This window comes from Sedimentibacter sp. MB35-C1, from assembly GCF_030913635.1.
In the GTDB taxonomy this organism is placed as follows: Bacteria; Bacillota; Clostridia; order Tissierellales; family Sedimentibacteraceae; genus Sedimentibacter.
Window position 1 is genome coordinate 2,752,814 of the sequence record NZ_CP133188.1, and the last position, 20,765, is coordinate 2,773,578.

Genomic DNA, 20,765 nt, shown 5'->3' on the forward strand with positions numbered 1-20,765 from the left:
AACAAAAAGATACTGGAGGAGATTTTATATGATTAAATCATTAGATGATGCACTATACGTAGTTTCCAATCGTCCAAAAAAAACTATAGCAGTTGCACAAGCAACTGACAAAGATATACTGCAAGTTACTGATATTGCAATAAGAAAAAATTTAGCAAATTTCATTTTTATTGGAAATAAAGAAACAATTACAAATATGATCGAAGAAGGCAAATACGATCTCAAACATGTAGAAATAATTGATGCCGATAATGATACTCTATGTGCTGCAAAGACTGTGGAATTAGTTAAAAAAGGTATGGCTGATATGCCTATGAAAGGATTGTTGCCAACATCAACTTTTATGAAAGCTGTTTTAGACAAAGAAAAGGGACTTCGTTCAGATAAATTAGTGTCTCAAATAACTGTAACAGATAATATTCATGGAACCGGGCTGAATTTTATAACCGATTGTGCAATGAATATTTCACCGGACCTCAATGCTAAAAAAGAAATACTTCAAAATGCAGTCTACTTGGCAAAGAAAATGGGATTAAAATGCCCAAAGGTTGCAGTTTTAACGGCTTTAGAAACTGTCAATCCGGCAATGCCTGAAACTATGGATGCAGCAATACTAAGCAAGATGAATGAACGTGGCCAAATAAATGGTTGTATTGTAGACGGTCCCTTTGCTCTTGATAATGCAATTTCTTTAGAATCAGCAATGCATAAAGGAATCAAAGGTGAAGTTGCAGGAAATGCAGATATACTCTTAGTTTCTGATATTCGAATGGGAAATGTATTGCATAAAGCAATAACTTATTTTGCTAACAAGCGAGTTGGTTCAGTGATAATTGGTACGACAATCCCCTTAGTTATGACATCACGGTCTGACTCGGTTGAAGATAAGTTAATATCCATTGCGCTTTCAAGCTTTCTTATACATTAGGCTAAAATTAATCAACAAACTGTTAAAACCCTGATTTTTAAATTCTTTTCTAATGTAACAAATGTAATTTATACAACAATTCCGTATTTTTGCTTTCAGGCACTCATTAAACTCCTCATTTTAATAATAATCATCAAAATGAGGAGTTTAATTTACTATTTAAATGTTACAATTGTTACGCCGTCTCCGCCCTCGTTGAATGTGCCCAGCCTGGATGACTTAACATGCTTGTGTTTTTTCAAAAATTGTGTTACTCCTTCTCGCAATATTCCCATTCCTTTGCCGTGAATAACCTGAACCTCGTTTAAATTTGACATGAAAGCATCATCCAAGTATTTATCCAGTTCGAGAAGTGCTTCCTCAAGATTAAGTCCCCTCAAGTCAACAACGGGGTTAATAGAAGATGTTTTCAACTTAATCATTCTTGATGTTCTTGTTTTCTGCTTCTCCTCTTCATCAGATTTAATTTTAACTAAATCAGCTTTCTTAACCTTCATTTTCATAATTCCAACTTGAACCATTACATTTTGAGAACTGTCAACATCTGAAATAATGTGTCCCTTCTGATTAAGATTTTTCACCAGGACAGCATCTCCATTTGATAGTTCCGAATTTTCGTCATAATTATCATCATTGAAAATTTGTTCCGTATATTGATTTTCATTTAGTTCCTTTGTCTTTTCATTCAGGCTCTGCCTCAGATCGTTAATGCGCCGTACCTTGTCCTTATCCATATCCACATTCATTTTCCTGAGCTCTTTAATAATTTCTGATGCTTCTTTCTTAGCATTTTCAACAATTCTTCTTGCTTCATAATTTGCATCGTTTATCATTTTTTCGCTCTTCTCAAGAGATTTCCTCTCTTTAGAAATGAAGCTTGAATGTTTTTTCTGGCTCTCTTCGTTCAGCCTGTCAATTTCATGTTTTTTTTCTTCAATATATATGCGTCTTTCCTCAATTTGCCTCAGTGCGTCTTCAAATTCAACCTTATCAGTTTCTATAGTTTCCCTTGCCTTATCTATTATTTCCTTACCTAATCCCAGCTTCTTAGATATTTCAAATGCATTGGATTTTCCAGGAACGCCTATTAGTAGCTTGTATGTAGGGCTTAGAGTTTCAACGTTAAATTCCACGCTTGCATTAATAACACCTTTTTTTGTAAGTGCATATAGCTTAAGTTCACTATAGTGTGTCGTAGCAGCAGTCACTATTTTTCTGTCAAGGAGGGTATCCAAAATAGACGTAGCTAGCGCAGCACCCTCAGTTGGGTCAGTTCCTGCTCCCAACTCGTCAAACAAAACGAATGATTTTTCATCCACTTTGCGCAATATTTTAACTATGTTGGTCATATGAGATGAAAATGTACTCAAGCTTTGTTCAATGCTTTGCTCGTCACCTATATCTGCAAACACCGAGCTAAAAACAGATATTTCCGTGCCGTACTCTGCAGGAAGATGAAGCCCTGCCATTCCCATCAAAGTAAAAAGCCCCAGTGTTTTAAGTGAAACGGTTTTTCCACCTGTATTTGGTCCTGTAATTATAAGTGTGGTGAATTCATCTCCCAAATAAGCATCTATGGGAACAACAACCTTTGGATCAATCAACGGATGTCTTCCCTTTTTAATACGAATATATCCTCTGTCGTTAATTTTAGGCTCTATTCCATTTATGCTTATGGCAAACTTACCCTTTGCAAATATAAAGTCTAACTCTGTTAATATATCTTGGTTTGAAACCATTTCAGATGAAATATCTCCTATCATCCCGCTTAATTCAAGTAAAATTCTTTCAACTTCCTTTTTTTCATTAACCTTTAAATCAGTAATATCATTTGTCATTTCTACAATAGCCATTGGCTCTATAAAAATAGTAGAGCCTGTTGATGACTGGTCGTGTACGATACCTTTAACCATAGCTCTATATTCTTTTCTGACAGGAATTACATATCTGTCATTCCTCATTGTAACAATTGTTTCTTGAAGATATTTCTGCATAGCAGATGATCCCACGATTTGATTTATTTTATTTTTTATGGAATTCTGCTTAACTTGTATTTCTCTTCTTATTCGTTTCAGTTCAGGGCTGGCATCATCTGCTATTTCTTCTTCGCTTATTATTACGTTATAGATACGTTCCTCTGTTTCCTTATTTACGTATATGTCAGAACATAGTTTTTCAAGCGTTTCATAATATGAGTCATCTTTGTTATTTAAGATAACATAATTTTTTATTAATCTGCCTGCTCTAAGGGTATCTGCACAGTTCAATAAACCCCTCAGAGAAATTATTCCGCCAACCGATCCTCTTTTTACATATTCTTTTATATCAGTAATTCCTCCCATGGGAGGATTCCCTTTTTCTATTATAATTGAAAGTGCTTCTGCCGTTTGCTTCTGCATAAATTTCACGCTATCTATATCAGATGAAGCGTCCAATTTTTTTACATATTTTTTTCCATTTACAGTTTCCGCAAACTCTGTGAGCTTCTCAATTATTTTATTAAATTCCAAAACCGATTTTGTTTTTTCCTTCATTGTACATTCCTTTCGTAATGTTCATAAAGTTCCAAATTGCTTACAACTTTCTACAGTATATTTTTTAGGTAATGCCCGCGAGTAAAGTTGTTTGCTTTTAATATTTTTATACCATCCACATTATTTATTTCACAGTACAGCGCATCAATAACTTCTTCAGGCTTATCAAGCCACTTTGTATCAACCATGAAGTACTCAACGCCTGCATTTAAAAAGTCTTTAGTCTTTCCTAGTATAGATAGCTGAACAGAATTATATATATATGTCAGGCCGTGGCTTCTTTCGATATTAAAAAATGCGTTTTTCCTGTCATTTAAAGCATATCTGTTCCTATAGGAACAACCATTGCAGTCATGCATGTTTTTACAGTTCTTCATCAATGACATAGGGCAATTTTTCATAACCATAAGTTGAACATATTCATGAGCTGCAACTTCTGATTTCATAGTATTATTTCTTATAACACTTTCCATATCTTTAATGTTTGCTTCCACAGAAAATGTATAACCTTCAGCTTCCCTTTCCTCCAATAATTTTACAGAAAATGTATTAATAATATTAAAGAACTGACCACAGTGTATTTTCAAGTTGCTGTTTTCACTGAAAAAATAAAAACTTCCCGCATTATTAACGCATACTCCGTCAAAAATACTTTCATACAACGGTATATTCTTTCTAAGAATATCATACTGATCCTTACTTATAATATTTGGTAAGTATAAATATTTCTCTTTAACATCTATTTTTTCCGCTGCCTTCACATCTAAATCATAAGGGATATATACTCTGTATACCTTGTTTTTATCAACAAGCTTCATCTCTTCGTTACTATTTATTTTCAGGCTCAGTTTTGTTAATACTTCGTTGTTTTTATGTTTATAATCAAATAGTATGTTTAATGGTATGCGCTCCAATTCAATCCTGTTATGGTATATAGATCCTTTGCTATATAATAATTCAATAGCATCTCTTCTAAGCTGATTTAATGTGCTCTTTCGTACAAATACATTCTCATCAGCATCGATTGCCACACTGTTAAGCTCGTAAATAGAGTTGCCCAGCTTACCTAGCTGATCTCTTATAATTTCTTCAATTGCAGCATTTTTAAGACTTGTTTCGCACAATTCGTTGCTTTCTGAAATAGCCTCATTTTTGCCGTCACTAACTTTTAATATCGCCTTGCTGCCTATTTTCAGAGATATTTCAAAATTAATCTTTGTTCTTCTATATGATGAAAATTCCTGAGCCTTATCTCTCGTCTCCTCCTGAATCTCATCAATGTTATCTCCCTTTACGCCGGAGCTTGTTTTAGCAAACATTACATCATCACCTGAAGGCTTGAGATATGAATTTGTATATCCCCTGCTGAATGTTGCAATTGCTCTTTGTTTGTTTTTGCTTATATCAATATTTCTACCTTCATAATAACCGTCTATTATTTGTCTGTAATATTCAACGACTGCCGAAGTATATTCAGGTCCTTTCATTCTTCCTTCTATCTTAAATGTTTTTATGCCTGATTCTATAAGCTCAGGTAAACTATCTCCGGCCATAAAATCTTTTAAGCTTAATAAAGGAATTTCTCCAAAATCCTCAATCATTTCACTTCTTTGCTTATCATAAAACTTATAGCTCAGTCTGCATGGCTGCGCACACTTTCCTCTGTTCCCGCTTCTTCCTCCAAGAAAGCTCGACATGTAGCATTGTCCAGAATAACACATGCAAAGTGCACCGTGTATAAACACCTCTAAATCGCTATCAGTATCCAACGCAGCTTCTTTGAGCTGTTCCATTGACATTTCTCTTGCTAAAATAACCTTGCTGACATCGTAATATTCAAAAAACTTAATACCAAATTCGTCATACACAGCAGCCTGCGTACTGATATTGACATGAATATCCGGAATGAACCGTCTTATGAGGTATAATAGACCAATATCCTGCACAATTACTGCATCTACATCATTTTCATACAAAAACATAGCATAATTTAACGCATCCCCAATTTCTGTATCCTTTAAAACTATATTCAGCGTTACATATACCTTGACGTTCTTGTTATGTGCATATGAAATTATATGTTGCATTTCATCATTATCAAAATTTTGCGAATTATATCTTGCGTTAAACAGTTTACCTCCTAGGTACACTGAATCCGCTCCGCTGTTTACTGCAGCATAGAAGGATTCTATGCTCCCAGCCGGTGCCAAAAGCTCTGCTTTTTGTTTCATTTTTTCTCCTGTTTCAAAAAAGAACGCTGAAGCGTTCTTTTTATTTTAAATTAGCGAAAAGCTCTACTGAACAGATGTTTCCTCTTCAAGCAGCTCCATAAGTTCCTTGTTGTCTTTTTTAAGCTTTTCAATTTCTAGTTGATTCTGAAAATTTTCAGTTTCTTTTCTGTTTAATTTTTCCTGAAGTTCATTATTATTGCTGATTAAATTTTCCTTATCATTATTTATCATCAACAGTTCTTCTAGATATTTTTCCTTTTCATCATTAATGCTGTCATAATTATTCTTTAAAAGATCTGCACTTGCTTTATACTCTGCAATCACTTTATCCTTACCGCTTATTATGTCATCTTTTTCACTGAGTTTATTTTGCAGCATAGCTATTTTATTATTTAACGACTCCACTTCTTTTTGTTTTGAATCAATAGTTAAACTTAATTTTTGGTGTTCGTCGTTAATATTGTATATTTTTTGAGTTTTATCCTCATTAGAGCTTTTTAATTCTCTGATGGTTTTCTCAAGCTGAGAAACTACCTGTTCTCTCTCGTTAAGCTTAAGTTGCAACTTTGATATTCTTCCGTTTAAGCTGCTCTTGGTATTATTCATAAAGCTCAACTCTTTTGTGAAATTTTCACGCTCATTCTTAAGCTCTTCGCAATTTTCTTCCAGTTCTTCATTTTTGCTTTTTAATTCATTTATTAGAACCTCACTTTTTAAAAGTTGCTGTTCCTGCTCGCTAATTTTATCCTGAAGTCTGGATATCTGAGAATTTAAATACTCCCTATCATTGTCTCTTGCCAGCAGTTTTTCTTTGTATCTTTCCTTTTCAATAACTGCCTCAGATGATTTTTCTGCTGCTTCTTCTTTTTCTCTGACAGCAGTTTCTCTTTGCTCTTTCAAAATGGCTATTTCTTCAATTATCCCATTTTTGTAAGACTCAGCTTCAGTTGTAAGTTTCATATATTTATCAACTATAACAAATGAGGATAATATCAGTTTATCCATTTCATTAAATCTTCTATTTGAATTTGCTATCTGATTTATTTGATCATTTATAACGGTTTCTATCTGCTTTACGTATTCGGGACTTTCATCGGTTTTGACATTATATTTTTTATCACCAACAATTATTTCTATTTTATTCATCATCAAATCCCCTTTATTCTTCTTTTGATATTTGAATATTTTTATATATAGTAATCTTCTTAATGTGCATACAATTATTCAAGTTTATATAATAATATTAAAGTATACAACTTAAAATATCAATAGCTAATAATATTTTTTGACTATTTTTGATAATGAAAATAAGCTTTTTTTAATATTTTTAAATTTTTGCAGTGTTATCTTTTTATTCCGACAGTCCTTGACAAATGTGCCGAAACAAAATCTGCGATGCTTTGAGGGTCAAGCTTATTTTCTGCCAACAGTTCTTCAACTGACCCATGTTTTATAAAATTGTCAGGCAGTGCAATTATGTTTACATCTACAGTATTCGGTATTATATCTTTGATTAAAAGGGCTGCTCCATAAAGTGAAGCTTCACTTATTATTACAGCGTGTTCCGTTTTATTTACAGAGTTAATAATCAGCTCGCGATCCAATGGTTTTGTAAACCTCAAGTTAAGCACTTCAGCATCTATTTCGTTTTCTTTTAAAATCTCTCTTGCTTCAATTGCCGTTTCTACCATTCTGCCACAAGCAATAATTGTAACATTTTCTCCATAAGCTGCAATAACTCCCTTACCCTTTTCAATTTTAGTTTCACTGTTACTAATATTTTTCTTAGAACTTCCTCGAGGGTACCTCAATACAATAGGGCCGTCAAATTCATTAACCGCAAAGTCAATCATATTTTCAAACTCTCTGTAATCTGCAGGAGCCATAACCGTCATATTAGGAATCTGACAAAGAAATGCTTCATCAAATACACCTTGGTGAGTTTCTCCGTCGTTTCCAACCAAGCCTGCTCTATCAACAGCAAAAACAACATGAAGATTTTGCAATGCAACATCGTGAATCACTTGATCATATGCTCGCTGCAAAAACGAAGAATAAAGAGCAACAACAGGTATTATTCCGTTTACTGAAAGGCCTGCTCCCATTGTCACCGCATGCTGTTCAGCAATTCCAGCATCAAAAATGCGATCTGGATATTTTTTTGCAAATCCAGTTAAACCTGTACCGTCAGTCATAGCAGCTGTTATTGCTACTACCTTGTCATTTTTATGCGCTATTTCGCAAAGCTTGTTTCCAAAAACATTAGAATATGACGGCACACCAGATTTTTTTAATTTATCTCCTGATACTACATCAAACGGAGAAACACCGTGGAATTCATTTGGCCTCAATTCTGCGTACTTATATCCTTTTCCCTTTTTGGTTATAACATGCATTATTAAAGGTCCTTCAATATTTTTAGCAATCTTAAATGATTTAAGAAGCTCATCTATATTGTGTCCGTCGATAGGACCCATATAGGTAAGTCCCAACTCTTCAAACAGCATCCCCGGAACAACCACCTTCTTAATTCCATCCTTAGCTCTTTTCAGAAACTGTTTAAGTTTTTTTCCGCAAAGCGGTAACCCGTTCAGCAACTTTTCAACATCTTTTTTTGTTGAAAGGTATCTTTCGTCTGTTCTTAATCTTTGCAGGTACCGTGATAGCCCGCCGACATTTTGTGAAATAGACATTTCATTATCATTTAATATGATCATAAGTTTTGTATTGCTTCTTCCAGCGTCATTTAATGCTTCAAAAGCCATTCCTCCGGTTAGAGCACCGTCTCCTATTACCGCCACTACTTCATAATTCTCATTTTTTAAATCTCTTGCTCTAGCCATCCCTATAGCTGCAGAAACTGAAGTACTACTGTGCCCTGTGTCAAATGCATCATATACGCTTTCACTACGTTTAGGGAATCCGCTCATGCCATTTAGCTGCCTGAGGGTATTCATCTGGGCTTTTCGCCCTGTAAGTATTTTATGTACATAGGATTGGTGTCCCACATCCCATATTATTTTATCATCAGGAGTATTTAATGCATAGTGAAGAGCAATTGTCAATTCAATAACACCCAGATTTGATGCAAGATGGCCTCCTGTTTTTGATACGCTTTCTATTATATATTCTCTCAATTCATCGCTGAGTATTTTCAATTCATTAATATTAAGCCGGCGTAAATCATCCGGCGAATTTATCTTATCTAAATACTTCATATACATCCCTCGCTCCACCTCTTAATATTTAATAATTATATATGGTTATATTAAATATGTCAAAATTTTATTATTTGTTGTTTTCGCTGAAAATACACTGTACTTTTCAGTGAAAATGTTATATCATAAATTATATTTTTTTCTTTTTAGTATATCATAATATTCGGTAGCAACTTTAAAGAAAAAAGCAGTATTAAGTATAATAAAGGTTAAATCAGGAATTTTAATTTCAGGAGGGAAACATGAGCAAAAAATGGGTTTATTTATTTAAAGAAGGAAGTGCTTCACAAAAAGACTTATTAGGAGGAAAAGGAGCTAACCTGTGTGAAATGACAAACATCGGTCTGCCGGTTCCTCCGGGATTGACCGTTACAACAGAAGCCTGTACCGAATTTTATGTACAGGGAAAAAAACTTACCGATGATATGGTCAGCCAAATCAAATCTAATCTAAAGACTTTAGAAGAACAAACAGAAAAAAGTTTTGGAAATGCAGAAAATCCTCTTTTAGTATCGGTACGTTCCGGTGCAAAAATTTCAATGCCTGGTATGATGGATACAATATTGAATCTTGGACTTAATGATAAAACGGTGGAAGGATTAGCAGAAAAAACAGGAAATATGCGTTTTGCATACGATAGCTACAGAAGATTTATACAAATGTTCGGTGATGTTGTATTGGGTATATCGAAGCATAAATTTGATAACATTCTTGATGGAACCAAAGAAAAGAACAACTACAAGTATGATACAGAACTTACTGCCGAAAATTTAAAAACTATTGTAGAAGAGTTTAAAAAAGTATATATAAAAGAAAAAAGCACCGAATTTCCTCAAGAACCCGAAACACAGCTTCTTATGGCTATTGAAGCAGTGTTTAGATCATGGAATAACCCAAGAGCAATTACATACAGAAATCTTTATGATATACCTCATAATATAGGAACCGCAGTAAATGTGCAGTCAATGGTGTTTGGAAATATGGGCGATACTTCAGGAACCGGGGTTGCATTTACAAGAAACCCTTCGACCGGTGAAAAAAAGGTGTTTGGAGAATTCTTAATCAATGCCCAAGGAGAAGATGTTGTGGCAGGTATAAGAACTCCTCTGTCTATTGATAAATTAAACGAAGTTATGCCTGATATATTTAAGCAATTTATGGATGCTGCAGAAACCCTCGAACATCACTACAAGGATATGCAGGACATTGAATTTACAATAGAACAAGGTAAGCTCTACTTCCTTCAGACAAGAAATGGGAAAAGAACTGCGGATGCTGCTCTGAGAGCTGCAGTTGAAATGGTCGGAGAAAACCTCATAACTAAGAAAGATGCAGTTATGCGAGTGGATCCAAAATCCCTTGATCAGCTTCTTCACCCTAAATTTGATCCTGAAGAATTAAAAAGCTTAACTTCTGTTGCAAAAGGGCTTCCTGCATCACCAGGAGCTGCAACAGGAAAAATATACTTCAATGCTGATGATGCAGTAGCTGCCGCAAATAAAGGTGAAGATGCAATACTTGTCAGAAAAGAAACATCACCTGAAGATATAGAAGGCATGAACAAAGCAAAAGGTATATTGACATCAAGAGGAGGCATGACTTCCCATGCTGCTGTTGTTGCAAGAGGAATGGGAAAATGCTGTGTTGCCGGCTGTGAAGCTGCTCATGTAGACGAAGCTAAGAAAATCATGACAATTAAAGGCGAAACCTACCAAGAAGGAGATTTCATTTCTCTTGACGGAAGTACAGGAAATATATACAAAGGTAAGGTAAAGACTGTTGAAGCCAACATATCTGGAAATTTTGAGGCTCTCATGAAGTGGGCTGATGAATTTAGAAAGCTTGGAATCCGAACAAATTCAGACACACCAAAGGATTCAGAAACAGCTGTTAAATTTGGTGCGGAAGGAATTGGCCTTTGCAGAACAGAGCATATGTTTTTCGAAGAAAGTCGTATATTCTCTGTTCGAAAAATGATTATTTCAGAGACTGTCAGCCAAAGAGAAAAAGCTCTGGCGGAAATACTTCCTATGCAGAAAAATGACTTCAAAGGTATATTTAAAGTTATGGGCATCAGACCTGTAACTATAAGATTATTGGATCCTCCTTTGCACGAATTTATTCCTACCGATGAAGAAGATATTGTTGAACTTGCAAAAGACATGGATGTTTCTGTTTCAAAATTAAAGGAAACAATTCACAGCCTGCAAGAATTCAATCCAATGTTGGGGCACAGAGGATGCAGACTAGCAATCTCATACCCTGAAATGGCAAAAATGCAGACAAGAGCTATAATAGAAGCTGCCATTGAAGTTTCTGAAGAAGAAAACATAAGTATAGTTCCCGAAATCATGGTTCCGTTGGTAGGGAAAAAAGAAGAGCTTGAAATTCTGAGAAAGCTTATAATAGAAGTTGCAGAAGAAACTAAAAAAGAAATGAATTCCTATTTAAGTTACCTGATAGGAACAATGATTGAAATTCCGAGGGCATGTGTAACTGCAGATGAAATCGCGCAATGTGCTGACTTCTTCTCGTTTGGTACAAATGACCTGACACAGATGACATTTGGTTATTCAAGAGATGATGCAGGAAAATTCCTCGAAGATTACAAAGACGCTGGCATACTTGAACAAGATCCATTCCAGAGTATAGACCAGGCTGGTGTCGGCAAAATGGTTGAAATGGCAGTGGAACTGGGAAAAGAAGCACAATCCCACCTGCACCTAGGTGTATGCGGAGAGCACGGCGGTGACCCTGCATCAATAGAGTTTTTCCATAATACCGGTTTAGATTATGTATCATGCTCACCATTCAGAGTTCCTGTTGCAAGACTGGCAGCAGCACAGGCGGCATTGAAAGGAAATAGCCCTATCTCTAAATAAGGTGTATACCCTATAAACCCTTATATGAAGCGGTTTTAAGCTAAATGTATAAAAGGACACTGTATTATACAATCAGTGTCCTTTTTAGTAATAATATTTTAACTTGGTGTTATGCTCATAATCTACCCATAAACGGTAATTTATTCGTCGATTTTCACCGCGTAACATTCATCAATCAAAATGTAATTACAGTTATATTTTTTACACATCTCAAGATAATGCGCATTGTCCTCAAGTACAGAATTCATGGTACACCATGTATCATCAACACGTTTCTCTATTTCGTTAGCATATTTTTTTATATCTGAAAAGTGTTGCTTAATATAGTTTTCGCTCATCACAAGACAGTGATAGTGAATTTCATTCAGATACACCTCACTAAAATCCTCTTTCCAACTAAATGGAATATAACAGCCTTCAACCACAAGATTTTGCTTATTTTCAATGGCAGTCTTAATCATTTCCCGAACAATCGGCCATAAATAGACCTCCAGTTCACTGTCATCTTCGGGAGTTAGATTTGTATTTCCACTTCGTATTAATCCCATTTTCAAAAGGTCAACAGATAGATATGGATATTGGTACTTTTTAAGAAGCTTCTGTGCCAACAAAGTTTTACCTGTGTGAGAAGCCCCTGTAATCAATATAATCAATTGTACTCCCTCCTGTCCAAATTCTGATTTGTAGTCCAGTTAGTGTTGAAAAACCTCCTACAAATCACGTTCATCGCACAATAAGATTAACCAAATAATCTTATTTTTTCTTTTTTATAAAATAAATAATAGCAGCTATAACCAATACTATAATAAGTGTTACAATAATTGTTAAATAACCATTTGATTTTTCTGTAATAAAAATAGCTGTAGGCCCATCAGCTCCACCAATAATAGCTGTAGATGAATTTTCCTTGTTTACACATCCTGTAAATAATAAAACTGCCACTAAGGATAATAATCTTATTTTTTTCATGTTCATAACTTCCTTCGTAAAATATAAATAGTAATTATTATCATTGTACTGTAAATTTTACCCATTAGCAATATGCTTTTTATTATGTACAACGTTTCTTTAAATACTTTGGTTGCACATTTCATAAATGATGAAAAAGCATCAGCTGATATTATACCATATTCTTCTATAAAAGAATTTTAATAAAAAATTAGACACCATGCATGTGTCTAATTTTTCATTACTTAAATTCGTAATTTTCAATTGTTTTATTTTTATATGTATTGAACATAAATTTCAACCCGTTATCTTCATGAACTTCTGATGCATATGACAAGTACCAGTTCTCATCCTCATCAAAATTATGAAGGAATGTGTCAGCGTTGGCTATTGCATCAACTTTAGTTATCAAAGCCTCACTGCAATAAGGATATAATTCATTATATATTTTTCCACCGCCTACAACAAATATATCATCACTGTTATACTTTTTAAGCTCTGTAAACAGTTCATCTAAAGAGTGGCATATTATACAACCTTCTGCTTCAAATTCCCTGTTTGTTGTTAATACAATATTTGTCCTGTTCTTAAGAGGCTTAGCTCCTGGAAAAGACAGGAGAGTATTTCTCCCCATAACAACAACCTTGTCTACTGTAGTTTTTTTAAAAAACGCCATATCATCAGGCAAATTAAACAACAAGTCTCCATTAAAACCTATTGCCCAATTTTTTGCAACTGCAACTATTAACTTCATAACTTCTCCTTAAACTGCAATAGGAACTTTTATCTTAAACGGATTATATTTATAATCGTTTAATTTAAAGCTGTCAACCGTAAAATCATAAAAACTGTTTATAGATTTATCTATTACCAGCTCCGGTGAATCATGCTCTTCTTTCTCAATAAGTTCCTCAATAATAGGGATGTGTCTGTCATAAATATGAGCATCGGATATTACATGGACCAGTTCCCCTGCAACCAAACCACTTATTTGAGCCATCATATGTACAAGAATTGAATATTGAACAACATTCCAGTTATTTGCCGCAAGAACATCCTGTGAACGCTGATTTAATATTGCATTCAGCTTGTTTCCTGAAACATTAAATGTCATGCTGTATGCGCAAGGATAAAGATTCATCTCATGAAGGTCCTGAAAATTATATATATTTGTCATTATCCTCCTGCTGGCAGGATTATTTTTTAAATCATATATAACTCTGTCTACCTGATCAAATTCTCCCTCACTATATTTGTGCTTGATGCCAAGCTGATAGCCGTAAGCTTTGCCTATGGAACCTGTTTCATCTGCCCACGAATCCCAAATATGACTGTTTAAATCATTTATATTATTTGATTTTTTTTGCCATATCCAAAGCAGTTCATCTATGGCTGCTGTAAAATTAGTTTTTCTTAGTGTCAGAATCGGAAAAGATTCCTGCAGGTTATATCTGTTTACAACACCAAACTTTTTTATTGTATGCGCAGGTGTTCCATCTTTCCACCTGGGTCTTACATCGTAGTCCTTGTCCCACACACCGTTAGTAAGTATGTCCTTACAAGTATTTATAAATATTTTATCTGCTGTGCTCATTTCCGCCTCCCGTTATTTTACTATATTATATATTAGAGGCAAGATGTTTACAAGGATTAATTAAGAAGCTTTGAGCATTCTTAATGATCTTTCACAGCATGGATATAATAAAAAAGTTATAATTATAGTTATAGGGAACATAAATTTTGTATTCCCTTTTATCTCATAGTATTTTGATTTATAAAATTCTTTATTTGCATTTTTTCATCGAATCCTTTAATTTTTAAAGCCTGTGAATCTTCATTATCAAAATTTTTAAAATAAATGCACATTTCTCCGTCCTTTGTGTCATCATATCTTATGCATCTGAAACCATCATCATACATTTTTTTTATCTTTTCAAATTCGTTCATAATACACTCCCCTTTTGTTATATATTATATTATTGCCGATACGAACGAATTTATGACTATTTTTGCAAAAAAAATAAGCCAGGGAATTACAATTGTAATTCATAGGCTTATGCCGTCCATAATTCTCTGACTTCATAGTTTTTTTCATCCAGCGAGTTTAAAACTTCATCATCAAACAGGCATTCTATTGATGGAAGTATTATGTTTGCCGTATCCTTTAAATTGATCTTGCAACTTACTCCCGAAAGAACCCCTACTCCGATTGCACCAGAATTTTTAGCGAATAACATATCATTGTAGGAATCACCTACTATCGCAACTTCACTTGGTTCTAAGCCATACATCTTGCAAAATCTCTCACACATATCCTTGTGCGGTTTTCTTTTCATTATGCCATCATATGCACCGACAAAATCAAAGCAACCATCAAGGTTAAGCTTATTAATCATATGTTCAGCAGACTGCATGGAATCTGCCGTAGCAATGCCCATCTTAATTCCCTTAGAATTCATGTGTCTGTATAATTCTTTTAAATCGACAATCTCTTTAAATTCAGCATCATCGCTTAGCACTTCTTTTCTCAAAAGCTCCGGAACATGTTTTTTAAATGCCTCTAAATCTACACTGCGATATTTATTAAGCACGAATTGAAGTTCCGCAGCCAAATCCTCATGAGATTTGTATGCCAACGCTCCAAACGGTTCAACTCCGTAATCGGTAATTCCTATAGATTTTTTTAACATTCTAAATATTTCATCATCATGGAGATCGTACTCATCCATTATCGCCATAATAGTTTTTATTGCCGCATTTTCCCACAATGAGAAGTCAATCAGCGTTCCATCTTTGTCAAATAAAATTCCTTTTATCATATTTTCACCTCCTTTATTTTAATATTACGCCTGGTTTGTAATTATCCAACATTGTGTTTGTAAAATAATTGTAAATCAAACTATATATATTATATCTTTTTTTCCTTTAGCAAGCCTTAATTTCACTTGGAGTATTATTATATTAAAAATAAAGAATAATGTTACTCATATGGTAATAATTATCTGTATTCTGTAAATAATACCACTATGCAGAAATCAAAGGAGAAGACTACTATGAGAATACCAAAACATATAGGGCTTATACCCGACGGAAACAGAAGATGGGCGGAGAACAAAGGGCTTCAAAAACAGGACGGATATGAACACGGACTTGATCCGGGACTACAGGCCTTAAGGCTGGCAAAAAAATACGGAATTAATGAAATTACATATTACGGTTTTACAACCGATAACTGCAAAAGACCGCGAAATCAGATTGATGCATTTGTCAAGTCATGCATCGACGCTGTCAACATGATTGCAGGGGAAAATGTATCTCTTCTGGTCATAGGCAACACAAATTCTGCAATGTTTCCAAAAGAATTATTAAAATATACAAAAAGAACAGTGCTTGGGAATGGAGAAACAAAGGTGAACTTTCTTGTTAACTACGGTTGGGACTGGGATATTTCCGCCATAGGTTCAGAAAATACAAGCAGAAAAAGTATTATGGACTCCCTTAATTCAAGAGATATCTCACGCATTGACCTGATACTCAGGTGGGGAGGAAGAAAAAGACTGTCAGGGTTCTTGCCTGTCCAATCCGTGTATTCAGATATATATACTATAAATGATCTATGGCCCGATTTCAAGCCAGAGCAGTTCCACAACGCAATTAAATGGTACAACATGCAGGATGTAACCCTGGGAGGATAAAAAGTGGTTTTGCTTAAAAAGACGCGTCATGTTAGGACAGCGTCTTTTTATATGTTAATCTATTTAGGCATATTTATTTGTTTTTCTTTTGACTCTCTGTATAGTACAAATTTATTGCCTATGCTTTGTACATATTCTGCACCGACAGCTGCTGCTATTTCATTTGCAGTGTCCTTAGCTTCCAGCATACTATTGTTTAATATGCTGATTTTTATCAGCTCTCTGGCTTCTAATGCATCGTCTATCTGCTTTATAACATTTTCTGTTACTCCGCCCTTGCCTATCTGCATTAATGAATCTATTTTATTAGCCAAAGATTTTAAATAACTTCTTTGCTTTCCTGTAAGCATCGTTCCTCCTAATAATAATTTACTACTTTCTTAATTGCTGATTCTAGTCCACAAAGTCAAATTCAACTCCGCATACTTTTATTAAATCTCCTTCTTGTGCACCTAGCTCACGCAATCTTTCTATTACTCCTTTATCAATAAGAACCTTCTGAAAATTACTGAAGGATTCGAAATCGTCAAAGTTTGTTGATGCCACAAGTCTTTCCAGGAAATCTCCATCAGCCAAATAGTATCCGTCCTGTTGTGAAACAGCTATAGTATCTCTTGCTTTTCTATCAATAAAACTTTCAACTTCCTCTTCATTAACAAACTGTATTTCATCTTCAATATGCTGAAGCCTTTCGTATGCTCGTTTTTTCAGCAAGTCCAATCCATGATTTGTTGCAGCGGAAACCTCAATTATTTCATAATTATCCCCAAGTTCTTTTTTAATTCTTTCTACATTTTCCTGAATCTGTGGGAGATCTGTCTTATTTAAAACTATTATTTGTTCCTTTTCTGAAAGTTTTTCGCTATATTGCTGTAATTCTTCATTAATTTTATAAAAGTCATTAATAGGGTCTCTTCCTTCCTGTCCGGAAGCGTCAATAACATGTAATAGTAACTTAGTTCTTTCAACATGTCTCAAGAATTCAAGTCCAAGCCCTGCTCCCTCTGACGCACCTTCAATAAGCCCCGGTATGTCAGCCATAACATAGCTGTGACCCTCTCCTATGCTTACAACCCCAAGATTAGGTTTCAATGTTGTAAAATGATAGTTTGCAATCTTGGGTTTTGCACTGGTCACTGATGCAAGTATTGTTGATTTTCCCACATTTGGAAATCCAACTAGTCCCACATCTGCAAGAAGCTTAAGCTCAAGGGTAACGTCTCTGCTTTCGCCTTTTGTGCCAGGCTCTGCAAAACGCGGAGTACGTCTTATAGAATTTGCAAATTTAACATTTCCTTTACCTCCGTGTCCACCTCTTGCCACAACAAACCTCTGTCCATGATCTTTTAAATCAGTCAGAACTATACCTGTTTCTTCATCCTTTACCAATGTTCCGATAGGAACCTTTAAAATAAGATCTTTACCGTCGGAACCGTATTGTTTTTTTCCTCTTCCATCCTGGCCGTTTTCAGCCTGATAACGTCTTTTGTATCTGAAATCCATCAGAGTCCTAAGTCCTTCATCAGCTACCAGTATTATGCTGCCTCCGTCGCCTCCGTCGCCTCCATCAGGTCCCCCCATGGCTATGTATTTCTCTCGCCTGAATGCAACGCTGCCGTTTCCGCCCTTCCCAGCTTTAACGCTAACCTTTGCTATATCTACAAACATCATATACCAACCTTTTCTTTTTATAAAACGCAGTAAATTTCACCCTATGTAGCCGCTCTCTGCTTTATAATACAAAAAACCTACCTTAACGGTAGGTGCTTTTGCTTATTATGCTTCTAATTCACTTGGATATACACTAACTTGTTTTCTTGTTTTGTCTTTTCTTTCGAACTTCACTTTTCCGCTTACCAGTGCGAACAATGTATCGTCGCTTCCGATACCTACATTTAAGCCTGGATGAAGCTTAGTTCCTCTTTGTCTTACAAGTATATTTCCCGCCAATACGAATTGACCGTCAGTTCTTTTTACTCCGAGTCTTTTAGAATTGCTGTCACGACCGTTTTTAGAGCTACCAACACCTTTTTTATGTGCAAATAACTGTAAATTTAATTTCAATAACATGGTTACACCTCCTCAAATTTAAGTGTAATATAATCGCTGTAATCTTCCAGTAATAATTCTATTCCTACCATGAAACACCTGTAAACAACATCGGTTTTATCATTGTTTACCAATGTTCTCAAACTCATCAGTCCGGTTTCTTCATCAACACTGTAGCTTATATTTTCAGCTTCAATTCCCGCAACTAAGTTGATTGAATTGAGAGCCGTATAGCTCAATATAGATACCGATGAGCACACTATGTCCATTCCATGTTCAGCGTAACCAGAGTGTCCTTCAACAATAAAACCCTGGATTTCTTCGCCGGTTCTGTATATAGTAACTGTAATCATAGACTAACCAACAATTTTTTCAATTTTAATCTGTGTATATGGTTGACGATGTCCTTGTTTTTTTCTGTAGTCTTTTTTTGCTTTATATTTGAAAATAATTATTTTCTTTGCTTTATCCTGTTTTTCTACTAAGCCTTCAACTACAGCTCCGTCAACATATGGTTTTCCAACATTTAATTTACCTTCTTCTGCAACAAGTAAAACTTTATCAAATTTTACCTGCTCGCCTTCAGCAATGTTTAATTTTTCAACTCTTATAACATCGCCTTCCTGAACTCTGTATTGTTTTCCACCTGTTTCAATAACTGCGTACATAAACTTACCTCCTCTTCCCAGTCTCGCCATTGCAGGCACATAAAGTTTAAACCTGATCCGTGCGGCTCTTACAAAATAAAAGTTTACCAAACAAATCCTTGTTTGTCAACTTATTTTTGCTTTATTATGCTATTAATATAATCCAGTTTCCCCATTTTTTCAATAACTATTTCATCGGTAAGAATGTTCTCATCTTTCTTAAAATAAATTTTAATGCCGTACTTTTTTTCTATACTTTCAACAATTTCCATACATTCATTAACTATCTTGTTTTTTGTAATACAGCCGGCACTTAATATTACTGCTTCACAAGAGGTATTTTTTTTGATTTTTTTAACTATGTTCTCCAGCTTAAAAGATATAAAAACTTTTGAACCCGTTCTTCCTCCACCTCTGCAATGTGAACACTCCTCTGTTATTATATTAAAAAAATTCTCTTTATCTTTTTTTCTTGTTATCTCCATAAGATTCAGTTTCGTCATGCCCAGAATGTTTGTTTTCGCCTTATCTTCCTTAAAAATCCGCTTGGCTTTGCTAATTATAAAATTTATATTTTCTTTGCTCTTAACATCTATAAAATCAATTATTATAATTCCACTGATATTCCTCAGTTTAACCTGTCTTCCTATCTCTTCAAGAGCCCCAAGGTTTATTTCTAATGCTGTTTGTTCCATATTTTTGCTTCCCACATATTTCCCGCTGTTTACATCTATTACAGTTAAGGCTTCTGTAACATCGATAAATATCGATCCTCCATTGTCAAGCTCAACCTTCCTTTCAAATAACATGCTTATCTGTTTTTCAACATTAAGCATTTCAAATGCTCCAGATGATTCAATTATGGAAATGTTTTTAAACTTTTCAGAATCGTATCTTCCTATAAGTCCTAAAATATTATCCTTTGTTTTTTTATCATCCACATATATTTGATCTACCGTGGAATCAACATAATCCAGAAATAATTTTTCAATCATTGAATTACTTTGGTGCAAGAGCTTTGGGGCGTAGGAATAATTGTATTCCTGCTCTATCTGAGCAAATACAGATGAAAGAAAATTATACTCCTTCTCAACTTCCTCTTTTGGACATCCCTCGGAGAATGTTCGGAATATCATCCCGTTTCCGTTCTTCATTATCTCTTTCCCTATTTTTTCCAAGCGTATGCGCTCAGTAACATTATTTATTTTTTTGGAAATATTAATCTCTGTGCTCTTAGGTATAAGTGCAATGTATTTACCCGAAAGAGATACATCGGTTGTAACAGCAATATTTTTTTCCCCCATTGGCTCTCTAATAATCTGAACCAGAAGTTCATCTCCCTTTTTCAAAACCTTGCTTATATTTTTAACGTCTCTTTTTCTAATTTTCTTTTCTTTCAAGAATTTATCTGAAAGCAAATCATCTAAAAAAAGATACGCATTTTTTTCAAGTCCAACATCCACAAAAGCTGCTTCCATTCCAGGAAGGATGTTAGCTACTCGTCCCTTGTAAATGTTTCGTATCACGCCTCTGTTAATTTTTTCTTCATGCACATAATCGATTAGCCTGCCATCCTCTAAAATGGCAAACTGATCGAAGAATGCTGAACTATTAATTAAAATCTGTTTCATAA

19 protein-coding genes are annotated in these 20,765 nt (G+C 34.7%); 3 read left to right on the forward strand and 16 right to left on the reverse strand.

Features of this window, described 5'->3' with window-relative positions; genetic code table 11:
* The first annotated feature begins 28 nt into the window (after window positions 1-28).
* Window positions 29-928, forward strand: coding sequence for a bifunctional enoyl-CoA hydratase/phosphate acetyltransferase (locus tag RBQ61_RS13300; protein WP_308137755.1), 900 nt, complete (start codon window positions 29-31; stop codon window positions 926-928).
* Between the two features lie 155 nt (window positions 929-1,083).
* On the opposite strand, the gene RBQ61_RS13305 is transcribed toward RBQ61_RS13300, so the two are convergent.
* The 4 genes from RBQ61_RS13305 to dxs all read right to left on the reverse strand — a co-directional run bounded on the left by RBQ61_RS13305 (window position 1,084) and on the right by dxs (window position 8,911).
* Complete coding sequence (locus RBQ61_RS13305; RefSeq protein ID WP_308137756.1) at window positions 1,084-3,462, reverse strand: endonuclease MutS2; 2,379 nt, start codon at window positions 3,460-3,462, stop codon at window positions 1,084-1,086.
* Between the two features lie 50 nt (window positions 3,463-3,512).
* The gene (locus RBQ61_RS13310; RefSeq protein WP_308137757.1) at window positions 3,513-5,693 is read right to left on the reverse strand and encodes a U32 family peptidase; all 2,181 of its coding nucleotides are present in this window, start codon (window positions 5,691-5,693) and stop codon (window positions 3,513-3,515) included.
* A gap of 63 nt (window positions 5,694-5,756) precedes the next feature.
* Window positions 5,757-6,842, reverse strand: a complete 1,086-nt coding sequence (gene zapA, locus RBQ61_RS13315; protein WP_308137758.1) for a cell division protein ZapA — start codon at window positions 6,840-6,842, stop codon at window positions 5,757-5,759.
* 194 nt (window positions 6,843-7,036) lie between these two features.
* Entirely contained in the window at window positions 7,037-8,911 is a 1,875-nt protein-coding gene (dxs, locus tag RBQ61_RS13320; RefSeq protein ID WP_308137759.1) for a 1-deoxy-D-xylulose-5-phosphate synthase, read from the reverse strand.
* A 242-nt stretch (window positions 8,912-9,153) separates the two neighbouring features.
* Here dxs and ppdK point away from each other — a divergent pair, with 242 nt between their 5' ends.
* On the forward strand, window positions 9,154-11,793 hold the full coding sequence (gene ppdK / locus RBQ61_RS13325; RefSeq protein WP_308137760.1) for a pyruvate, phosphate dikinase: 2,640 nt from the start codon (window positions 9,154-9,156) through the stop codon (window positions 11,791-11,793).
* Between the two features lie 140 nt (window positions 11,794-11,933).
* Here ppdK and RBQ61_RS13330 read toward each other — a convergent pair whose 3' ends face one another.
* From RBQ61_RS13330 to RBQ61_RS13355, 6 genes are all read right to left on the reverse strand, one after another.
* Complete coding sequence (locus tag RBQ61_RS13330; RefSeq protein ID WP_308137761.1) at window positions 11,934-12,446, reverse strand: adenylate kinase; 513 nt, start codon at window positions 12,444-12,446, stop codon at window positions 11,934-11,936.
* Between the two features lie 100 nt (window positions 12,447-12,546).
* The gene (locus RBQ61_RS13335; RefSeq protein ID WP_308137762.1) at window positions 12,547-12,762 is read right to left on the reverse strand and encodes a sodium ion-translocating decarboxylase subunit beta; all 216 of its coding nucleotides are present in this window, start codon (window positions 12,760-12,762) and stop codon (window positions 12,547-12,549) included.
* Between the two features lie 220 nt (window positions 12,763-12,982).
* Entirely contained in the window at window positions 12,983-13,495 is a 513-nt protein-coding gene (locus RBQ61_RS13340) for a dihydrofolate reductase (RefSeq protein ID WP_308137763.1), read from the reverse strand.
* A gap of 9 nt (window positions 13,496-13,504) precedes the next feature.
* Complete coding sequence (thyA, locus tag RBQ61_RS13345; protein ID WP_308137764.1) at window positions 13,505-14,335, reverse strand: thymidylate synthase; 831 nt, start codon at window positions 14,333-14,335, stop codon at window positions 13,505-13,507.
* 158 nt (window positions 14,336-14,493) lie between these two features.
* Window positions 14,494-14,688 (reverse strand): hypothetical protein, encoded by a 195-nt coding sequence (locus RBQ61_RS13350; protein ID WP_308137765.1) that lies wholly within the window; start codon window positions 14,686-14,688, stop codon window positions 14,494-14,496.
* 107 nt (window positions 14,689-14,795) lie between these two features.
* On the reverse strand, window positions 14,796-15,560 hold the full coding sequence (locus RBQ61_RS13355; RefSeq protein WP_308137766.1) for an HAD family hydrolase: 765 nt from the start codon (window positions 15,558-15,560) through the stop codon (window positions 14,796-14,798).
* 234 nt (window positions 15,561-15,794) lie between these two features.
* On the opposite strand from RBQ61_RS13355, the gene uppS reads away from it, so the two are divergent.
* Window positions 15,795-16,436: a polyprenyl diphosphate synthase gene (gene uppS / locus RBQ61_RS13360; RefSeq protein WP_308137767.1), complete on the forward strand. Its 642-nt coding sequence runs from the start codon at window positions 15,795-15,797 to the stop codon at window positions 16,434-16,436.
* A 59-nt stretch (window positions 16,437-16,495) separates the two neighbouring features.
* Here the strand turns inward: uppS and yhbY are convergent, their stop codons facing one another.
* The 6 genes from yhbY to RBQ61_RS13390 all read right to left on the reverse strand — a co-directional run bounded on the left by yhbY (window position 16,496) and on the right by RBQ61_RS13390 (window position 20,763).
* Window positions 16,496-16,786: a ribosome assembly RNA-binding protein YhbY gene (yhbY, locus tag RBQ61_RS13365; protein ID WP_308137768.1), complete on the reverse strand. Its 291-nt coding sequence runs from the start codon at window positions 16,784-16,786 to the stop codon at window positions 16,496-16,498.
* 43 nt (window positions 16,787-16,829) lie between these two features.
* Window positions 16,830-18,104, reverse strand: a complete 1,275-nt coding sequence (gene obgE / locus RBQ61_RS13370; protein ID WP_308140121.1) for a GTPase ObgE — start codon at window positions 18,102-18,104, stop codon at window positions 16,830-16,832.
* 108 nt (window positions 18,105-18,212) lie between these two features.
* On the reverse strand, window positions 18,213-18,506 hold the full coding sequence (rpmA, locus tag RBQ61_RS13375) for a 50S ribosomal protein L27 (protein ID WP_213925087.1): 294 nt from the start codon (window positions 18,504-18,506) through the stop codon (window positions 18,213-18,215).
* A gap of 2 nt (window positions 18,507-18,508) precedes the next feature.
* On the reverse strand, window positions 18,509-18,838 hold the full coding sequence (locus RBQ61_RS13380; RefSeq protein WP_308137769.1) for a ribosomal-processing cysteine protease Prp: 330 nt from the start codon (window positions 18,836-18,838) through the stop codon (window positions 18,509-18,511).
* A gap of 3 nt (window positions 18,839-18,841) precedes the next feature.
* Window positions 18,842-19,153, reverse strand: a complete 312-nt coding sequence (rplU, locus tag RBQ61_RS13385) for a 50S ribosomal protein L21 (protein ID WP_213925089.1) — start codon at window positions 19,151-19,153, stop codon at window positions 18,842-18,844.
* 110 nt (window positions 19,154-19,263) lie between these two features.
* Complete coding sequence (locus RBQ61_RS13390; protein WP_308137770.1) at window positions 19,264-20,763, reverse strand: Rne/Rng family ribonuclease; 1,500 nt, start codon at window positions 20,761-20,763, stop codon at window positions 19,264-19,266.
* Window positions 20,764-20,765 lie beyond the last annotated feature (2 nt).

Excerpts from the sequence above, each read along its gene's own strand:
- RBQ61_RS13300 (WP_308137755.1), top strand. The coding sequence starts at position 29 with ATGATTAAATCATTAGATGATGCACTATACGTAGTTTCCAATCGTCCA.
- RBQ61_RS13305 (WP_308137756.1), bottom strand. The coding sequence starts at position 3,462 with ATGAAGGAAAAAACAAAATCGGTTTTGGAATTTAATAAAATAATTGAG.
- RBQ61_RS13310 (WP_308137757.1), bottom strand. The coding sequence starts at position 5,693 with ATGAAACAAAAAGCAGAGCTTTTGGCACCGGCTGGGAGCATAGAATCC.
- zapA (WP_308137758.1), bottom strand. The coding sequence starts at position 6,842 with ATGATGAATAAAATAGAAATAATTGTTGGTGATAAAAAATATAATGTC.
- dxs (WP_308137759.1), bottom strand. The coding sequence starts at position 8,911 with ATGAAGTATTTAGATAAGATAAATTCGCCGGATGATTTACGCCGGCTT.
- ppdK (WP_308137760.1), top strand. The coding sequence starts at position 9,154 with ATGAGCAAAAAATGGGTTTATTTATTTAAAGAAGGAAGTGCTTCACAA.
- RBQ61_RS13335 (WP_308137762.1), bottom strand. The coding sequence starts at position 12,762 with ATGAAAAAAATAAGATTATTATCCTTAGTGGCAGTTTTATTATTTACA.
- RBQ61_RS13340 (WP_308137763.1), bottom strand. The coding sequence starts at position 13,495 with ATGAAGTTAATAGTTGCAGTTGCAAAAAATTGGGCAATAGGTTTTAAT.
- thyA (WP_308137764.1), bottom strand. The coding sequence starts at position 14,335 with ATGAGCACAGCAGATAAAATATTTATAAATACTTGTAAGGACATACTT.
- RBQ61_RS13350 (WP_308137765.1), bottom strand. The coding sequence starts at position 14,688 with ATGAACGAATTTGAAAAGATAAAAAAAATGTATGATGATGGTTTCAGA.
- RBQ61_RS13355 (WP_308137766.1), bottom strand. The coding sequence starts at position 15,560 with ATGATAAAAGGAATTTTATTTGACAAAGATGGAACGCTGATTGACTTC.
- uppS (WP_308137767.1), top strand. The coding sequence starts at position 15,795 with ATGAGAATACCAAAACATATAGGGCTTATACCCGACGGAAACAGAAGA.
- yhbY (WP_308137768.1), bottom strand. The coding sequence starts at position 16,786 with ATGCTTACAGGAAAGCAAAGAAGTTATTTAAAATCTTTGGCTAATAAA.
- obgE (WP_308140121.1), bottom strand. The coding sequence starts at position 18,104 with ATGTTTGTAGATATAGCAAAGGTTAGCGTTAAAGCTGGGAAGGGCGGA.
- rpmA (WP_213925087.1), bottom strand. The coding sequence starts at position 18,506 with ATGTTATTGAAATTAAATTTACAGTTATTTGCACATAAAAAAGGTGTT.
- RBQ61_RS13380 (WP_308137769.1), bottom strand. The coding sequence starts at position 18,838 with ATGATTACAGTTACTATATACAGAACCGGCGAAGAAATCCAGGGTTTT.
- rplU (WP_213925089.1), bottom strand. The coding sequence starts at position 19,153 with ATGTACGCAGTTATTGAAACAGGTGGAAAACAATACAGAGTTCAGGAA.
- RBQ61_RS13390 (WP_308137770.1), bottom strand. The coding sequence starts at position 20,763 with ATGAAACAGATTTTAATTAATAGTTCAGCATTCTTCGATCAGTTTGCC.